The sequence below is a fragment of the Pseudomonas guangdongensis genome, assembly GCF_900105885.1.
Taxonomy (GTDB): domain Bacteria; phylum Pseudomonadota; class Gammaproteobacteria; order Pseudomonadales; family Pseudomonadaceae; genus Geopseudomonas; species Geopseudomonas guangdongensis.
This window is the reverse complement of the sequence record NZ_LT629780.1, coordinates 247663-261674: the sequence shown is the minus strand read 5'-3', so window position 1 is coordinate 261674 and position 14012 is coordinate 247663. Positions and strand designations below refer to the sequence as shown.

Annotated in this window: 14 protein-coding genes and 3 tRNA genes; 10 read left to right on the top strand and 7 right to left on the bottom strand. The window is 68.5% G+C overall.

All coding sequences use genetic code 11. From position 1 onward, the window contains the following. Positions 1 to 6: 6 nt before the first annotated feature. Positions 7 to 804 (bottom strand): bifunctional hydroxymethylpyrimidine kinase/phosphomethylpyrimidine kinase, encoded by a 798-nt coding sequence (locus BLU22_RS01385; RefSeq protein ID WP_090211561.1) that lies wholly within the window; start codon positions 802 to 804, stop codon positions 7 to 9. A gap of 179 nt (positions 805 to 983) precedes the next feature. Here BLU22_RS01385 and BLU22_RS01380 point away from each other — a divergent pair, with 179 nt between their 5' ends. From BLU22_RS01380 to BLU22_RS01365, 4 genes are all read left to right on the top strand, one after another. Then, a complete protein-coding gene (locus tag BLU22_RS01380) occupies positions 984 to 1373 on the top strand; it encodes a Gfo/Idh/MocA family oxidoreductase (RefSeq protein WP_090211559.1) in 390 nt (129 codons plus the stop codon). An 8-nt stretch (positions 1374 to 1381) separates the two neighbouring features. Further along, positions 1382 to 3148, top strand: a complete 1767-nt coding sequence (locus BLU22_RS01375; protein WP_090211557.1) for an acyl-CoA dehydrogenase family protein — start codon at positions 1382 to 1384, stop codon at positions 3146 to 3148. A gap of 83 nt (positions 3149 to 3231) precedes the next feature. Then, complete coding sequence (locus BLU22_RS01370) at positions 3232 to 3807, top strand: hypothetical protein (protein ID WP_090211556.1); 576 nt, start codon at positions 3232 to 3234, stop codon at positions 3805 to 3807. Positions 3808 to 3809: 2 nt separating this feature from the next. Continuing rightward, the gene (locus tag BLU22_RS01365) at positions 3810 to 4460 is read left to right on the top strand and encodes a pseudouridine synthase (RefSeq protein ID WP_090211554.1); all 651 of its coding nucleotides are present in this window, start codon (positions 3810 to 3812) and stop codon (positions 4458 to 4460) included. A gap of 34 nt (positions 4461 to 4494) precedes the next feature. On the opposite strand, the gene BLU22_RS01360 is transcribed toward BLU22_RS01365, so the two are convergent. The 4 genes from BLU22_RS01360 to BLU22_RS01345 form a co-directional block, all read right to left on the bottom strand. Further along, entirely contained in the window at positions 4495 to 4887 is a 393-nt protein-coding gene (locus BLU22_RS01360) for a globin (RefSeq protein WP_090211552.1), read from the bottom strand. Between the two features lie 73 nt (positions 4888 to 4960). Next, positions 4961 to 5164 (bottom strand): DUF2788 domain-containing protein, encoded by a 204-nt coding sequence (locus BLU22_RS01355; protein WP_090211551.1) that lies wholly within the window; start codon positions 5162 to 5164, stop codon positions 4961 to 4963. A gap of 126 nt (positions 5165 to 5290) precedes the next feature. Beyond that, positions 5291 to 5767, bottom strand: coding sequence for an Lrp/AsnC family transcriptional regulator (locus BLU22_RS01350; protein ID WP_090211550.1), 477 nt, complete (start codon positions 5765 to 5767; stop codon positions 5291 to 5293). A gap of 441 nt (positions 5768 to 6208) precedes the next feature. Next, the gene (locus BLU22_RS01345) at positions 6209 to 7204 is read right to left on the bottom strand and encodes an outer membrane protein assembly factor BamD (protein ID WP_090211548.1); all 996 of its coding nucleotides are present in this window, start codon (positions 7202 to 7204) and stop codon (positions 6209 to 6211) included. Positions 7205 to 7350: 146 nt separating this feature from the next. Between BLU22_RS01345 and rluD the strand changes: the two genes are divergently transcribed. From rluD to BLU22_RS01315, 6 genes are all read left to right on the top strand, one after another. Then, positions 7351 to 8313, top strand: coding sequence for a 23S rRNA pseudouridine(1911/1915/1917) synthase RluD (rluD, locus tag BLU22_RS01340; RefSeq protein ID WP_090211547.1), 963 nt, complete (start codon positions 7351 to 7353; stop codon positions 8311 to 8313). Continuing rightward, positions 8310 to 9059, top strand: coding sequence for a peptidoglycan editing factor PgeF (gene pgeF, locus BLU22_RS01335; RefSeq protein WP_090211545.1), 750 nt, complete (start codon positions 8310 to 8312; stop codon positions 9057 to 9059). The genes rluD and pgeF overlap by 4 nt, the downstream gene beginning before the upstream one ends. A 202-nt stretch (positions 9060 to 9261) precedes the next feature. Next, positions 9262 to 11826: an ATP-dependent chaperone ClpB gene (gene clpB, locus BLU22_RS01330; protein WP_090211544.1), complete on the top strand. Its 2565-nt coding sequence runs from the start codon at positions 9262 to 9264 to the stop codon at positions 11824 to 11826. 200 nt (positions 11827 to 12026) lie between these two features. Next, positions 12027 to 12102 (top strand) — tRNA-Asn (locus BLU22_RS01325). A gap of 9 nt (positions 12103 to 12111) precedes the next feature. After that, positions 12112 to 12188, top strand: a tRNA-Pro gene (locus BLU22_RS01320). 5 nt (positions 12189 to 12193) lie between these two features. Next, a tRNA-Lys gene (locus tag BLU22_RS01315) sits at positions 12194 to 12268 on the top strand. A 137-nt stretch (positions 12269 to 12405) separates the two neighbouring features. On the opposite strand, the gene BLU22_RS01310 is transcribed toward BLU22_RS01315, so the two are convergent. Further along, positions 12406 to 13704 carry an NAD(P)/FAD-dependent oxidoreductase gene (locus BLU22_RS01310; protein WP_090211542.1) on the bottom strand — a complete coding sequence of 433 codons (1299 nt, stop codon included), beginning with the start codon at positions 13702 to 13704 and terminating at the stop codon, positions 12406 to 12408. Positions 13705 to 13767: 63 nt separating this feature from the next. Next, complete coding sequence (locus tag BLU22_RS01305; RefSeq protein WP_090211541.1) at positions 13768 to 13941, bottom strand: DUF3094 family protein; 174 nt, start codon at positions 13939 to 13941, stop codon at positions 13768 to 13770. Between the last annotated feature and the right edge of the window lie 71 nt (positions 13942 to 14012).

Here is a 14012-nt window from a genome sequence, read left to right as displayed (position 1 = left end):
GGGGGATCAGGAGCGGAAGTCCAGCGGCAGGCGGCGCGGCACATACTGGCCGTGGCCAGGCTGTTCGGCGTCGCGCAGGGTGCGCCAGGTGTAGTCGAGCGCGGAGTTCACCGCGCTGGCCAGTTCCTCGCCCAGCGCCAGGCGCCCGGCCAGGGTGCTGGCCAGGGTGCAGCCGGAGCCGTGGTAGCTGCCGGGCAGGCGTGCGCAGGTGAAGTCGTGGCGACTGCCGTCGCGCGCGTACAGGCGGTTGTGCACCTCGCGCTCGTCGCCGTGACCGCCGGTGATCAGCAGGTGCTCGCAGTGCGCCAGCAGCTTCTCGGCGCAGGCGTCGGCGCTGCCGTCCGGCAGTTCGGCGAGGATGCGCGCCTCGGGCAGGTTCGGCGTGGCGATGCGGCACAGCGGCAGCAGGCGTTCGCGGATCGCGTAGCCGACCTCATCCTTGCCCAGCGCGCCACCGCCGCCGGCGCGCAGCACCGGGTCGCAGACCAGCGGCACGCCGGGCAGGCGGGCCATGATCTCGACTACGGTATCGACCATTTCCAGCGAGCCGAGCATGCCCAGCTTGACCGCGGCGACCGGCAGGTCGCCGATCACCGCGTCGGCCTGGGCCAGTACCCAGGCGCGGTCGAGGATGCGGAAGTCGCGGACGTCGACGGTGTCCTGCACGGTCAGTGCGGTGATCGCCGGCGCGGCGTGGCAGCCCTGGGCGAGCAGGGCCTCGATGTCCGCCTGCAGGCCGGCGCCACCACTGGGATCGTGGCCGGACAGGCAGAGGACGACGGGACGGGAGGGGTATCTGTTCATGGCCGCCGAGCTTACCACCAAAGTCGCGCGGCTGCCCGCCCGCGGCCGCGGCGGGCGATCTCTGCTTTACTGGTCGGCAATAGGCGCAGGTCAAGAGGGCGGCAGGAGCGGGTTGCTAGTCTGTGCGCGCATCCACGGATGTTCCATTCGCCTTCGATCCAACCCAGGAGCTGTCATCCATGTCGCAAACCCTCAGCATCGCCGTGATCGGCGCGGGCCGTACCGGTACCCCGCTGCTGCGTGACCTGCTGCAATACGACTACATCCGCGTGCTCGGCGTGGCCGATCTCGATCCCGACTCGCCCGGCATGCAACTGGCCCGCGAGCGCGACATTCCCTGCTACACCGAGCCGATGGCGATGGTCGATGCGGTCGGCGCGGTGGACATCCTCGTCGAGGTCAGCGGCGATCGCGGCCTGAAGGCGCGGATCAAGCAGCACTTCGAGATTGGCGGCAACCGCCACACCATCATCATGCACGATCTGGTGGCGCGGCTGGTGATCAGCCTGTGCGACCGCAGCCCGACGCTGGCGCCGGCCTTCCACCCCGACGACGCCGGGATCGGCTAGGTCGCCCGATGGACGCCGCCGCTCCGCTCTGCTGCCCCGCCTGCCTCTGTCGCGAGCTGGCGCGCTGGGCGGGGGCGGCGGCCACGCCCCTCGATTACTGGCGCTGCGTGCGCTGCCAGCTGGTGTTCGCTCCGCCGCAACCGCTGCCCGGCCACCGGGTCGACAACCAGCCTGCGCCGCTGCAGGGGGTGAACCTGTACCGCCACGACCGGCCGCTGCGGGAGTGGCTGGCGCACTTCGGCGTCGACTGGGGGCAGGAGCGGCTGGAGGCCTACGGCGAGCTGGCCGGCGACGAGCTGCTGGCCGCCGGTCAGCTCGCCAACCGCCACCTTCCCGAGCTGCACAGCCACGACGCCCAGGGCCGGCGCCTCGACCGGGTCGACTTCCATCCTGCCTGGCACCGTCTGCTCCAGGCCGGTATCGGCCACGGGCTGCACGCGCTGCCCTGGCGCGAGCCGCGCGCCGGGGCGCAGGTGCTGCGCGCCGGATTGTTCTACCTGCACAACCAGGTCGAGGCGGGCAGCGCCTGTCCGCTGACCATGACCTTCGCCAGCGTCGCCGTGCTGCGCCGCCAGTTGCCGCTGAGCGAGCCCTGGCTGGAGCGGATTCTCAGCCTCGACTACGACCCGCGGGTGCTGCCGATGGCCGCCAAGCGCGGCCTGACCATCGGCATGGCGCTGACCGAGAAGCAGGGCGGCACCGACCTGCGCGCCAACGCCAGCCGTGCCTGCGCGCTCGGCGCCGCCGGCCCCGGCCAGGGCTATCGCCTGCAGGGGCACAAGTGGTTCTGTTCGGCGCCGATGAGCGACGCCTTCCTCACCCTGGCGCGCAGCGCCGGCGGGCTGAGCTGCTTCCTGCTACCGCGCCTGCGCCCCGACGGCGGCCATAACGGCATCGAGATCCAGCGCCTCAAGGACAAGCTCGGCAACCGCAGCAACGCCTCGGCGGAGATCGAATACCGCGACGCCCAGGCCTGGATGGTCGGCGAGGAGGGGCGCGGCATCGCCACCCTGCTGGAGATGGTGGCGCTGACCCGCATCGACTGCGTGACCGGTTCAGCGGCGCTGATGCGCCAGGCGCTCAGCCAGGCCCTGCACCACTGTGCGCAGCGTCGGGTCGGCGGGCAGCGGCTGGACGAGCGGCCGCTGATGCAGAACGTGCTGGCCGACCTGGCGCTGGAAAGCGAGGCGGCGCTGGCCTTCGCCCTGCGCCTGGCGCAGGCGCTGGACCGGCCGCAGGAGGAGGGCGAGCGGCTGCTGCTGCGCCTGCTCACCGCGGTGGGCAAATACTGGGTATGCAAGCGCGCGCCGGGGATGATCAACGAGGCCCAGGAGTGCCTGGGTGGCGCCGGCTACATCGAAACCTCGCTGCTGCCGCGGCTGTACCGCGAGGCGCCGGTCAACGCGATCTGGGAGGGCTCCGGCAATGTGCAGTGTCTGGACGTGCTGCGGGTGCTGGAGAGGACGCCGGCGGCGCTGGAGGCGCTGTTCGCCGAGCTGGGCAACGGCCATGGCGAGGCGCGCCTGCGGGCGCGGGTACGGCGCATCGAGCGCTTGCTGCGCGGCGGCGAGCGGGAATGCCATGCCCGCGCGCTGTGCGCCGAGATCGCCCTGGCGATGCAGGCCAGCCTGCTCCTGCAGGGCGCGCCGTCGTGGCTGGCCGAGGCCTTCCTGAGCGCCCGCGCAGAGGCCGGCACGCCGCTCTACGGCGGTCTGCCGCGCGGCATTGCGCTGGCGCCGCTGCTGGCCCGCAGCCGTCTGCAGGCGTTCGACTGAGGCGGCGGCGCTCGCTAGAATGCCGGCCCCGTCCACTGCGCCGGCCGTCTGTCGCGGCCGGCGGTTTCTGCAGCGAATCTGCCATGGCTTTCGTCGACCCGTCCCGTTTCAGCAATCCCCTGCGGCGCTTCGCGCGCAGTCTGGTGCCCGGTGGTGAGCCGCTGGTCGCCGCTCCCCTGCCGTTGCCGGAAAGCCTGGCCGACGAGCCCTGGTACTCGGTGGGGCGTGCGGTGGCCGCGCTGGGCGGCAGCCGGGTGGATGGCTGGTGCCTGCAGGAGTGGCCGGGCAAGGCGCTGCGCGCCCGCTTCGGCGCCTGCTGGCGCGATCCGGGCGGGCGGCTGTGGAACGTGCTGCCGGGCAGCGAGACCTGGCTGTTCCTGCCCGATCCGCAGCGCCGTTACGAAGGCGCGCCGATTGCCGCGCGCTACCTGAGCCTGCAGCGCGATGCGCTGCTCGACGACTACCTCAAGGTCTGCGGCGCCCTGGCGCGTCCCGGTCTCGACGAGGCGACCTGGGCCACCCTCAAGCAGACCGGCGAGCGTCTGGAGGGCTGGCTGGAACTGGGCGGCAGCGGCGAGCAGGCCTGTCCCTGTCGCAGCGGCAAGCGTTACCGCGCCTGCTGCAGTCGCCGCCTGCGCGACAGTCTGGCGGGGCGCTGAGCATGGCCCGTTCGCCTCACTCGCCGGCGCGGGCCGGTCAGTCGTCGCGCCGTCCCGCCGCCGGTCGGCCGGCGCCGCCCCGTCGTCAGGCCAAGACACCGCCGGCCGAGCCGCGCCTGATCCTGCTCAACAAGCCGTTCGACGTGCTGACCCAGTTTGCCGACGCCGACGGGCGCGCCACCCTCAAGGACTATGTGCCGGTGCCGGGGGTCTATCCGGCCGGGCGCCTGGATCGCGACAGCGAGGGCCTGCTGCTGCTGACCAACGACGGCCGCCTGCAGGCGCGCATCGCCGATCCGCAGCACAAGCTGGCCAAGACCTACTGGGTACAGGTGGAGGGCGAGGCCAGCGAGGCGCAGCTGGCGCAGCTGCGCGCCGGGGTCGAACTCAACGACGGGCCGACCCGTCCGGCCGAGGCGCGGCGCATCGAGGCACCGGCGCTGTGGGAGCGCCAGCCGCCGGTACGCTATCGCAAGAGCGTGCCGACCTGCTGGCTGGAGCTGACCATCCGCGAGGGGCGCAACCGCCAGGTGCGGCGGATGACCGCGGCGGTCGGTCTGCCGACCCTGCGTCTGGTGCGGGTACGCATCGGGCCGTGGAGTCTGCAGGGGCTGGCGCCGGGGGAGTGGCGCGAGGTGCCGGCGCGGCTGTGACGGGGCGGGGCGGCCCGCCGCAGGCCGCTGCCGTTCAGTAGAAGGACTTGATCAGCGCGATGCCCTTGCCGAGCACTTCGCGCCAGGCGGCGAGGTCCTCGGCGCCGGCTTCGCCGTCGTGCTCGCGCACCGCCAGCAGCAGCGAGTCCAGCCACAGGTCGTAGAGTTCCGGGCGGATGTCGAAGCCTTCGCGCGAGTGGCTCTGGCCGATGGCGCGCAGCTTGGAATCGGGCATGCCGCGCGCGTACAGCACCAGATTGAGGATGCCGGCGCGCAGCAGATGCTTCTGCGCGCTCATGTCGGTGTTGACGAACTTCTCGCGCACGGCCGGCGAGCTGCCGGTGAACAGCCGGTAGAAGGTATCGAAGAAGGTCGGACTGGCGCAGCAGCGGCCGTAGCTCTGCATGACGCGGTCGGCGGGGCGCATGGCGACTCCTTGGCAAGGGGCGATGCCCGCCGCATCCCGGCGGCGGGCGGGGCTGAACGGACGGGGCGGGGGCCTAGAGGCCTTCGATGCTGCCGATCACCACGGTCTTGATGATGAAGCCGAGCACGCCGAGGCCCAGGGCGAAGAACAGCACCATGGTGCCGAACTTGCCGGCGTTGGACTTCTTCGCCAGGTCCCAGACGATGAAGCCCATGAAGCCGACCAGAATCACGATCAGGCCGTTCATCATCCAGTGCTCGAAGACTTCGGGGTCCATCTGTCCCTCCTACGGGGCGGTGGCGGGGCACGCGGCGGCGTACAAAAAACCGGCGAATTATAGGCGCTGTCGCCAGTCAGGCAAATGCCCGTGTGCGATTGCGCCGCAGGCGCCGACGCAAGGCGCTCAGCGCAGGTGTTCCAGCGGCAGTTCGGTGCTGCTGATCACCTGGTTGAGTACGAAGCTCGAACGCACGCTGGACACCCCCTCGATGCGCGTCAGGGTGCCGAGCAGAAACTGCTGGTACTGGTCCATGTCCGGCACCACCACCTTGAGCTGGTAGTCCGCTTCCATGCCGGTGACCAGGCTGCATTCGAGCACCTGCGGGCACTGGCGGATCATCCCCTCGAAATGGGCGAAGCGCTCCGGGGTGTGGCGATCCATGCCGACCAGCACGTATACGGTCAGGGTCAGGCCGAGCTTCTTGCGGTCGAGCAGCGCCACCTGGCGCTGGATGTAGCCGTCGTCCTCCAGCTGCTTGACGCGCCGCGAGCAGGGCGACGGCGACAGGCCGATACGCTCGGCCAGTTCCTGGTTGGAGATGCGCGCATCGCGCTGCAGTTCGGCGAGAATGCGCAGGTCGTAGCGGTCGAGTTTGCTCATGAGTGCGTCGGCCTTTTCAGTGGTTGCGCTAAAGTATCTTTTGTTGATCCATTCTTGCGCAAGTGGCATGTTATTGGGCAATTTTCGCAATCGCCTGCCGCGGCCGGGAGCGTACAGTTTGAATCAGTTTCAGGTTGAAGACGCTCCACCCCGCGCCGGGTCCAATCAGGCCCTCGCGCTCGCCGCCGATCCACAAGATCGCGGTCCCAGGCCCGCAGGCTCACGAGGCATTGCGACAGGAGTACGGTGTGATCGCACCGCAAGGTCCGCATGAAGCCCCCAGGGGGAGATCGCCAGATCTCCCCCTTTTTTATGATGGCAACCTGGGGCGGTGCCGGGTCGTGACCGGGGAGTGGGGCTTGGGCCGGTTGCCGGTCGCGGATGCGGCGGCAATAAAAAGGGAGACCCGAGGGTCTCCCTTGTGTGGTGCGGTGCGCCGCTTCAGTCGAACAGGCCGAAGCTCAGGCGGCTCCACCAGGAGCGCGGCGGGTTCGGTGCGTCGGCCTGGGGGGCGTTTTCCGGCTGCAGTTCGGCAGGAATGGCTTCCACCGCGTCGCGGTACAGGCGCTCCATGTCCTGGCTGGCGCGGGTCTGGCCGGGCGGCAGCGGCGCGTCGCTCTCGATCAGGCCGAGGGTGGCGCGGCTCAGCCAGGAGCGGGTGTCGGCCTCTTCCTCGCTGGGCACGAACTCGCCGCTTTCCAGCGACGGGTGCTCGGGATAGTTGAGCTTGAGGGTGGCCAGGCTGCTGGCGGCCAGGTCGTCGAGGCTCAGGCGCTGGTAGGCCTCGGTCATGATCGCCAGGCCGTCGCCGACCGCCGGGGTCTGCTGGAAGTTTTCCACCACGTAGCGGCCGCGGTTGGCGGCGGCGATGTAGGCCTCGCGCTTGAGGTAGTAGCGGGCGACATGGATCTCGTAGGTGGCCAGCAGGTTGCGCAGGTAGATCATCCGCGCCTTGGCATCCGGGGCGTAGCGGCTGTTGGGGTAGCGGCTGACCAGCTGGGCGAACTCGTTGAACGAGTCGCGCGCCGCGCCCGGGTCGCGCTTGGTCATGTCCAGCGGCAGGAAGCGTGCTAGCAGGCCGCGATCCTGATCGAAGGAAGCCAGACCCTTGAGGTACCAGGCGTAGTCGACGTCGGCATGCTGCGGGTGCAGGCGGATGAAGCGCTCGGCGGCGGCCTTGGCGGCTTCCGGCTCCTGGTTCTTGTAGTAGGCGTAGATCAGTTCGAGCTGCGCCTGCTCGGCATAGCGGCCGAACGGGTAGCGCGACTCCAGCGCCTTGAGGGTGTTCACCGCGCTGGTATAGCTGGTGTTGTCCAGGTGCTCCTGCGCCTGCTGGTACAGCTCGGCCTCGCTGAGGTTTTCGTCGATCACCTGCTTGGAGGAGCAGGCGGCGGTCAGGGCCAGGGTGGCGATCAGCAGCAGGCGTTTCACTTGCATGGCGCGTGGATTCCCTTGGGCCGGGTGCGTGGCAGGGGCCGGCCTGTTATGATTGGCGCCCCGGATTTGCCGGGGAAAATTCGCCGTATTTAACCACAAGCCTGCAGCCGAAACCAAAGCTGTACGGCCCTCCTGCGATACCCTCCATGTCCGAAATCATCCAATTGAGTGCCGAGGTGCCGTCCGAACTGGGTGGGCAACGTCTTGACCAGGTCGCCGCACAGATATTCGCCGAGCATTCGCGTTCGCGTCTGGCCGGTTGGATCAAGGAAGGCCGCCTGACCGTCGATGGCGCCGTGCTGCGTCCGCGCGACATCGTCTACGGTGGCGCCCGGCTGGTGCTCGAAGCCGAGCGCGAGGCGCAGGTCGAGTTTCTGGCCCAGGACATCGCCCTGAACATCGTCTTCGAGGACGAACATCTGCTGGTGATCGACAAGCCGGCCGGCCTGGTGGTCCACCCAGCGGCCGGGCACGCCGACGGCACCCTGCTCAACGCCCTGCTGCACCACGCGCCCGAACTGGCCAGCGTGCCGCGTGCCGGCATCGTCCATCGTTTGGACAAGGACACCACCGGCCTGATGGTGGTGGCCAAGAGCCTCGAAGCCCACACCAACCTGGTCGCCCAGCTGCAGGCGCGTACCGTCAGTCGCATCTACGAGGCCATCGTGGTCGGCGTGGTCACTGCCGGCGGTACCGTGGACGCGCCGATCGGTCGCCACTCCCAGCAGCGCCAGAAGATGGCGGTGAGCAAGACCGGCAAGCCGGCGGTCAGCCATTACCGGGTGCTGGAGCGCTTCCGCGCCCATACCCACGTGCGGGTCAAGCTGGAGACCGGACGGACCCATCAGATCCGCGTGCACATGGCTCACATCCATTTCCCGCTGGTCGGCGATCCGGTCTATGGCGGACGCTTCCGCATTCCGCCGGCGGCCAATCCGCTGCTGGTGGAAAGCCTGCGCGATTATCCGCGCCAGGCCCTGCATGCGCGCTTCCTCGAGCTGGAGCACCCGGCGAGTGGCGAGCGCATGGGCTGGGAGTCGGAGCTGCCGGACGACTTCGTCGAACTGCTCAACCTGCTGCGCGGCGACCGCGAGGCGTTCATCGGATGAGTCTGCAGGTCGGCGATCTGCTGATCCCCGACTGGCCGGTGCCGGCCAGGGTGCGCGCTGTGGTGACCACCCGCGCCGGCGGCGTCAGCGCCGTACCCTTCGATGCGCTCAATCTCGGCGACCATGTCGGCGACGAGCCGGCCGCGGTGGCCGAGAACCGTCGCCGCCTGCAGGCGTTGCTTGGTTGCCGGCCGGCCTGGCTCAGCCAGGTGCACGGGGTGACGGTGGTCCGGGCCGATCCTGCGCAGGTGCTGGAAGCCGACGCCAGCTGGAGCGCCACACCCGGTATCGCCTGCGCGATCATGACTGCCGACTGCCTGCCGGTGCTGTTCTGCGACCGCGTCGGTACCCGGGTCGCCGCCGCCCATGCCGGCTGGCGCGGACTGGCGGCGGGCGTGCTGGAAGCCAGCGTTGCCGCGCTGGGCTGCCCCCCGGGTGAGGTGCTGGTCTGGCTCGGCCCGGCCATCGGCCCGCAGGTCTTCGAGGTCGGCGCCGAGGTGCGCGAGGCCTTCGTCAGTCGGCATGCCGAGGCCGCCGCGGCCTTCGTGCCCAGTACCAATCCCGGGCGCTACATGGCCGACCTCTACCACCTGGCGCGCATCCGCCTGGCCCGCGTCGGCGTGACCGCCGTGTACGGCGGCGGGCTGTGCACCTTCGGCGATGCCGAGCGCTTCTATTCCTACCGCCGCGAGCCGCGCACAGGAAGGCTGGCCAGCCTGATCTGGCTGGAGTCGGCGCAGCCCTGAATGGGCGTGGCGATGACCTGCGGCGCATGCTGCCCTCGTATCGATAGAAGATCGCTGCGCGAATCTTCTCCCCTGCGGTGCCCTTGACCCCGGTCAGCGCCCGTCCCTTGAATCGCCGGCAATCGTCCTCATCTATCCTGCAAGACACTTCTCCCCGGAGCGCCGCACGGCGGCTCCGCCATTGCTTGCGAAGGACGAACCCATGCGTATCGACCGTTTGACCAGCAAACTGCAACTGGCCCTTTCCGATGCCCAGTCGCTGGCCGTGGGCCGCGATAACAGCGCCATCGAGCCGCTGCACCTGATGTCCGCCCTGCTCGAGCAGCAGGGCGGCTCGATCCGCCCGCTGTTGATGCAGGTCGGCTTCGACATCGCCGCCTTGCGCCAGGCGCTGTCCAAGGCGCTCGACGACCTGCCGAAGATCCAGAACCCCACCGGCGACGTGAACATGTCACAGGATCTCGCCCGCCTGCTCAACCAGGCCGACCGCCTGGCCCAGCAGAAGGGCGACCAGTACATCTCCAGCGAGCTGGTGCTGCTCGCCGCGCTGGACAACGCCACCCGCCTCGGCAAGCTGCTGCTCGCCCAGGGGGTGAGCAAGCAGGCGCTGGAGAACGCCATCGCCAACCTGCGCGGCGGCGAGGCGGTCAACGACCCCAACGCCGAGGAGTCGCGCCAGGCGCTGGACAAGTACACCATCGACATGACCAGGCGCGCCGAGGACGGCAAGCTCGACCCGGTGATCGGCCGCGACGACGAGATCCGCCGCACCATCCAGGTCCTGCAGCGGCGCACCAAGAACAACCCGGTGCTGATCGGCGAGCCGGGCGTCGGCAAGACCGCCATCGTCGAGGGCCTGGCCCAGCGCATCGTCAACGGCGAGGTGCCCGACGGCCTCAAGGACAAGCGCCTGCTGTCGCTGGACATGGGCGCGCTGATCGCCGGCGCCAAGTTCCGCGGCGAGTTCGAGGAGCGCCTCAAGGCGGTGCTGGGCGAGCTGGCCAAGCAGGAAGGCCGGGTCATCCTGTTCATCGACGAGCTGCACACCATGGTCGGCGCGGGCAAGGCCGAGGGTTCGATGGATGCCGGCAACATGCTCAAGCCGGCGCTGGCGCGCGGCGAGCTGCACTGCGTGGGCGCCACCACCCTCGACGAGTACCGCCAGTACGTCGAGAAGGACGCTGCCCTGGAGCGACGCTTCCAGAAGGTGCTGGTCGACGAGCCGAGCGAGGAGGACACCATCGCCATCCTGCGCGGCCTCAAGGAGCGCTACGAGGTGCACCACGGAGTGACCATCACCGACGGCGCGATCATCGCCGCGGCCAAGCTGTCGCACCGCTACATCACCGACCGCCAGCTGCCGGACAAGGCCATCGACCTGATCGACGAGGCGGCCAGCCGCATCCGCATGGAGATCGATTCCAAGCCCGAGGAGCTCGACCGTCTGGATCGCCGGCTGATCCAGCTGAAGATCGAGCGCGAGGCGCTGAAGAAGGAAACCGACGAGGCCACCCGCAAGCGCCTGGCCAAGCTGGAGGAGGACATCGCCAAGCTGGAGCGCGAGTACGCCGACCTCGAGGAGATCTGGAAGTCGGAGAAGGCCGAGGTGCAGGGCTCGGCGCAGATCCAGCAGCAGCTGGAGCAGGCCAGGGCCGACATGGAGACTGCCCGCCGCCAGGGCAACCTGCAGCGCATGGCCGAGCTGCAGTACGGGGTGATCCCGGAGCTTGAGCGCAAGCTGGCCAGCGTCGACAGCGGCGAACAGAAGGAGAAGCAGCTGCTGCGCAACCGCGTCACCGACGAGGAGATCGCCGAGGTGGTGTCCAAGTGGACCGGCATCCCGGTGGCCAAGATGATGGAGGGCGAGCGCGACAAGCTGCTGCGCATGGAGGCCGAGCTGCACAGGCGGGTGATCGGCCAGCACGAGGCGGTGGTGGCGGTGTCCAACGCGGTGCGTCGCTCGCGCGCCGGCCTGGCCGACCCGAATCGGCCGAGCGGCTCGTTCCTGTTCCTCGGCCCGACCGGGGTGGGCAAGACCGAGCTGTGCAAGGCGCTGGCCGAGTTCCTCTTCGACACCGAGGAGGCGATGGTGCGCATCGACATGTCCGAGTTCATGGAGAAGCACTCGGTGGCCCGCCTGATCGGCGCGCCGCCCGGCTACGTCGGCTACGAGGAGGGCGGCTATCTGACCGAGGCGGTGCGCCGCAAGCCGTACTCGGTGATCCTCATGGACGAGGTGGAGAAGGCCCACCCGGACGTGTTCAACGTGCTGCTGCAGGTGCTCGAAGACGGCCGACTGACCGACAGCCAGGGCCGCACCGTGGACTTCAAGAACACCGTGGTGGTGATGACCTCCAACCTCGGCTCGGCGCAGATCCAGGAGCTGGTCGGCGATCCGGAGGCGCAGCGCGCCGCGGTGATGGATGCGGTCAGCCACCACTTCCGCCCGGAGTTCATCAACCGCATCGACGAGGTGGTGGTGTTCGATCCGCTGGGCAAGGAGCAGATCGGCGGCATCGCCGAGATCCAGCTGTCGCGCCTGCGTAGCCGGCTGGCCGAGCGCGAGCTGAGCCTGGAGCTGACGCCGGAAGCGCTGGAGAAGCTGATCGCCGTCGGTTACGACCCGGTGTATGGCGCCCGCCCGCTCAAGCGTGCGATCCAGCGCTGGATCGAGAACCCGCTGGCGCAGCAGATCCTCGCCGGCGAGTTCGCCCCGGGGGCGACCATCCATGCGCGGGTCGAGGGCGAGCAGATCGTCTTCGCCTGAGACGAATCGCCCGCCGCGTCGGACTTTGCGTCGCGGCGGGCGAGCGCTGAATATCGGCATGTCCCTGAGCGCAAAGCGTTTTTTCTGAAAAAATTGAAATTTCCTGTTGACACTCGGCAAGCATCCCGTAAAATGCGCCCCACTGAAACGGTGAGTCGCTCAAAAGAGCGGCAACTGTAGAGGGTTGGAAGTCTCGAAGTTCCGCGATAGCTCAGTCGGTAGAGCAAATGACTGTTAATCATTGGGTCCCTGGTTCGAGTCCAGGTCGCGGAGCCAACTTCTAGGCGGGGTATAGCGCAGTCCGGTAGCGCGCCTGCTTTGGGAGCAGGATGTCGGGAGTTCGAATCTCTCTACCCCGACCAGTTTTGGGTCGTTAGCTCAGTGGTAGAGCAGTTGGCTTTTAACCAATTGGTCGTAGGTTCGACCCCTACACGACCCACCATATTCCCTTCCCAGGAAGGACTAAAAGCTGGAAGTGCTGAAAGGCCTTCCGGCTTTTTTGTGCGTGGCTGTTTTTAGTCGGTGCGCGCCTGCCGTACCGTTGCGGAGAGCGCCAGGCGCTCCCCGCAACGTTGGCCGTCAGTGCAGTTTCAGGCGCGGTTCGGTGCTGCGTCCCAGGCGGTCGCTGAGCATCAGCAGCAGGGTGCGGAACTTGCCGTACAGCGCCATCTGGTGCAGGCGGTAAAGCGACACATAGAACCAGCGTGCCAGGCGGCCTTCGAGCATCACATCGCCGGTCAGGTTGCCCATCAGGTTGCCCACTGCACTGAAGCTCGACAGCGAGATCAGCGAGCCGTAGTCGCGGTAGCGGTACTCCAGCAGCGGCTTGCCTTCCAGGCGGCGCTTGAGCGACTTGGCCAGCAGCGAAGCCTGTTGGTGGGCTGCCTGGGCGCGCGGCGGCACGTTCTTGCCGTCGGGCTGCGGGCAGGCTGCGCAGTCGCCGAAGGCGAAGATGTGCTCGTCGCGGGTGGTCTGCAGCGTGGGCAGGACCACCAGCTGGTTGATACGGTTGCTTTCCAGGCCGTCGATCTCGTTGAGAAAACGCGGTGCGCGAATGCCGGCGGCCCAGACCTTGAGGCTGGCCGGAATCAGCTGGCCATCGGCGGTGCACAGGCCTTCCTCGGCCACTTCGCTGACCGGCGAACCGGTCAGCACCGTCACGCCGAGTTTCTCCAGGGTTTCATGCACCGGCACGCTGATCCGCTCGGGCAGCGCCGGCAGCACGCGCGGGCCGGCCTCGACCAAGGTCAGGCGCAGGTTTTCCGGGCGGATGCCGTCCAGTCCGTAGGCGGCCAGCAGGCGTGCGGCATGGTGCAGTTCGGCCGCCAGTTCGACGCCGGTGGCGCCGGCGCCGATGATCGCCACGTTGATCTGCTCGGTGGCGCTGTGCTCCGGGTTGGCGTGGGCGCGCAGGTACTGGTTGAGCAGCAGCTGGTGGAAGCGCTCGGCCTGCTGGCGGGTGTCGAGGAAGATGCAGTGCTCGGCAGCGCCGGGTGTGCCGAAGTCGTTGGTGGTGCTGCCGACCGCCAGTACCAGGGTGTCGTAGGCGATCTCCCGGGGCGGCACCAGCTCGCTGCCGTCCTCGTCGAGGGTGGCTTGCAGCTGGATGATCTTGCGCTGACGGTCGAGACCGCACATGCGACCGAGCTGGAACTCGAAGTGGTTCCACTTGGCCTGGGCGACATAGTTGAGCTCGTCTTCCGATGAGTTCAGCGAGCCGGCGGCCACCTCGTGCAGCAGCGGTTTCCAGATGTGGGTAAGGTTGCCGTCGACCAGGGTGATGCGTGCCTGTCCGCGTTTGCCCAGGCTACGGCCAAGGCGGGTCGCCAGTTCGATCCCGCCGGCGCCGCCGCCGACAATCACGATGTGATGCGTCATGGGTAAGTCTCGCAAGGTTTTGAAGGAAAGCGGGGCGAGACTGGTGGCTGTGCGGGAGGGGGATCATGTGACCAGGGAGCTCAGCAGGCGACTCAGTAAGCCCAGGCCGACGATCACGGCCAGCAGGCCCAGCATCAGGCGCCACGGGCGGAAGGGCCGGCGCTTGACTTGATGCTGCGGGGAGCTGAGGTAACGCTCGACCCGTTGCTGGTCTTCGGGACTCAGACGGCTGGACATGGCAGTCTCGGAAACAGAATGACAAACATCTTATGCTTGTGCCCGGGGTGACACAATGCCGCATGTTGTGC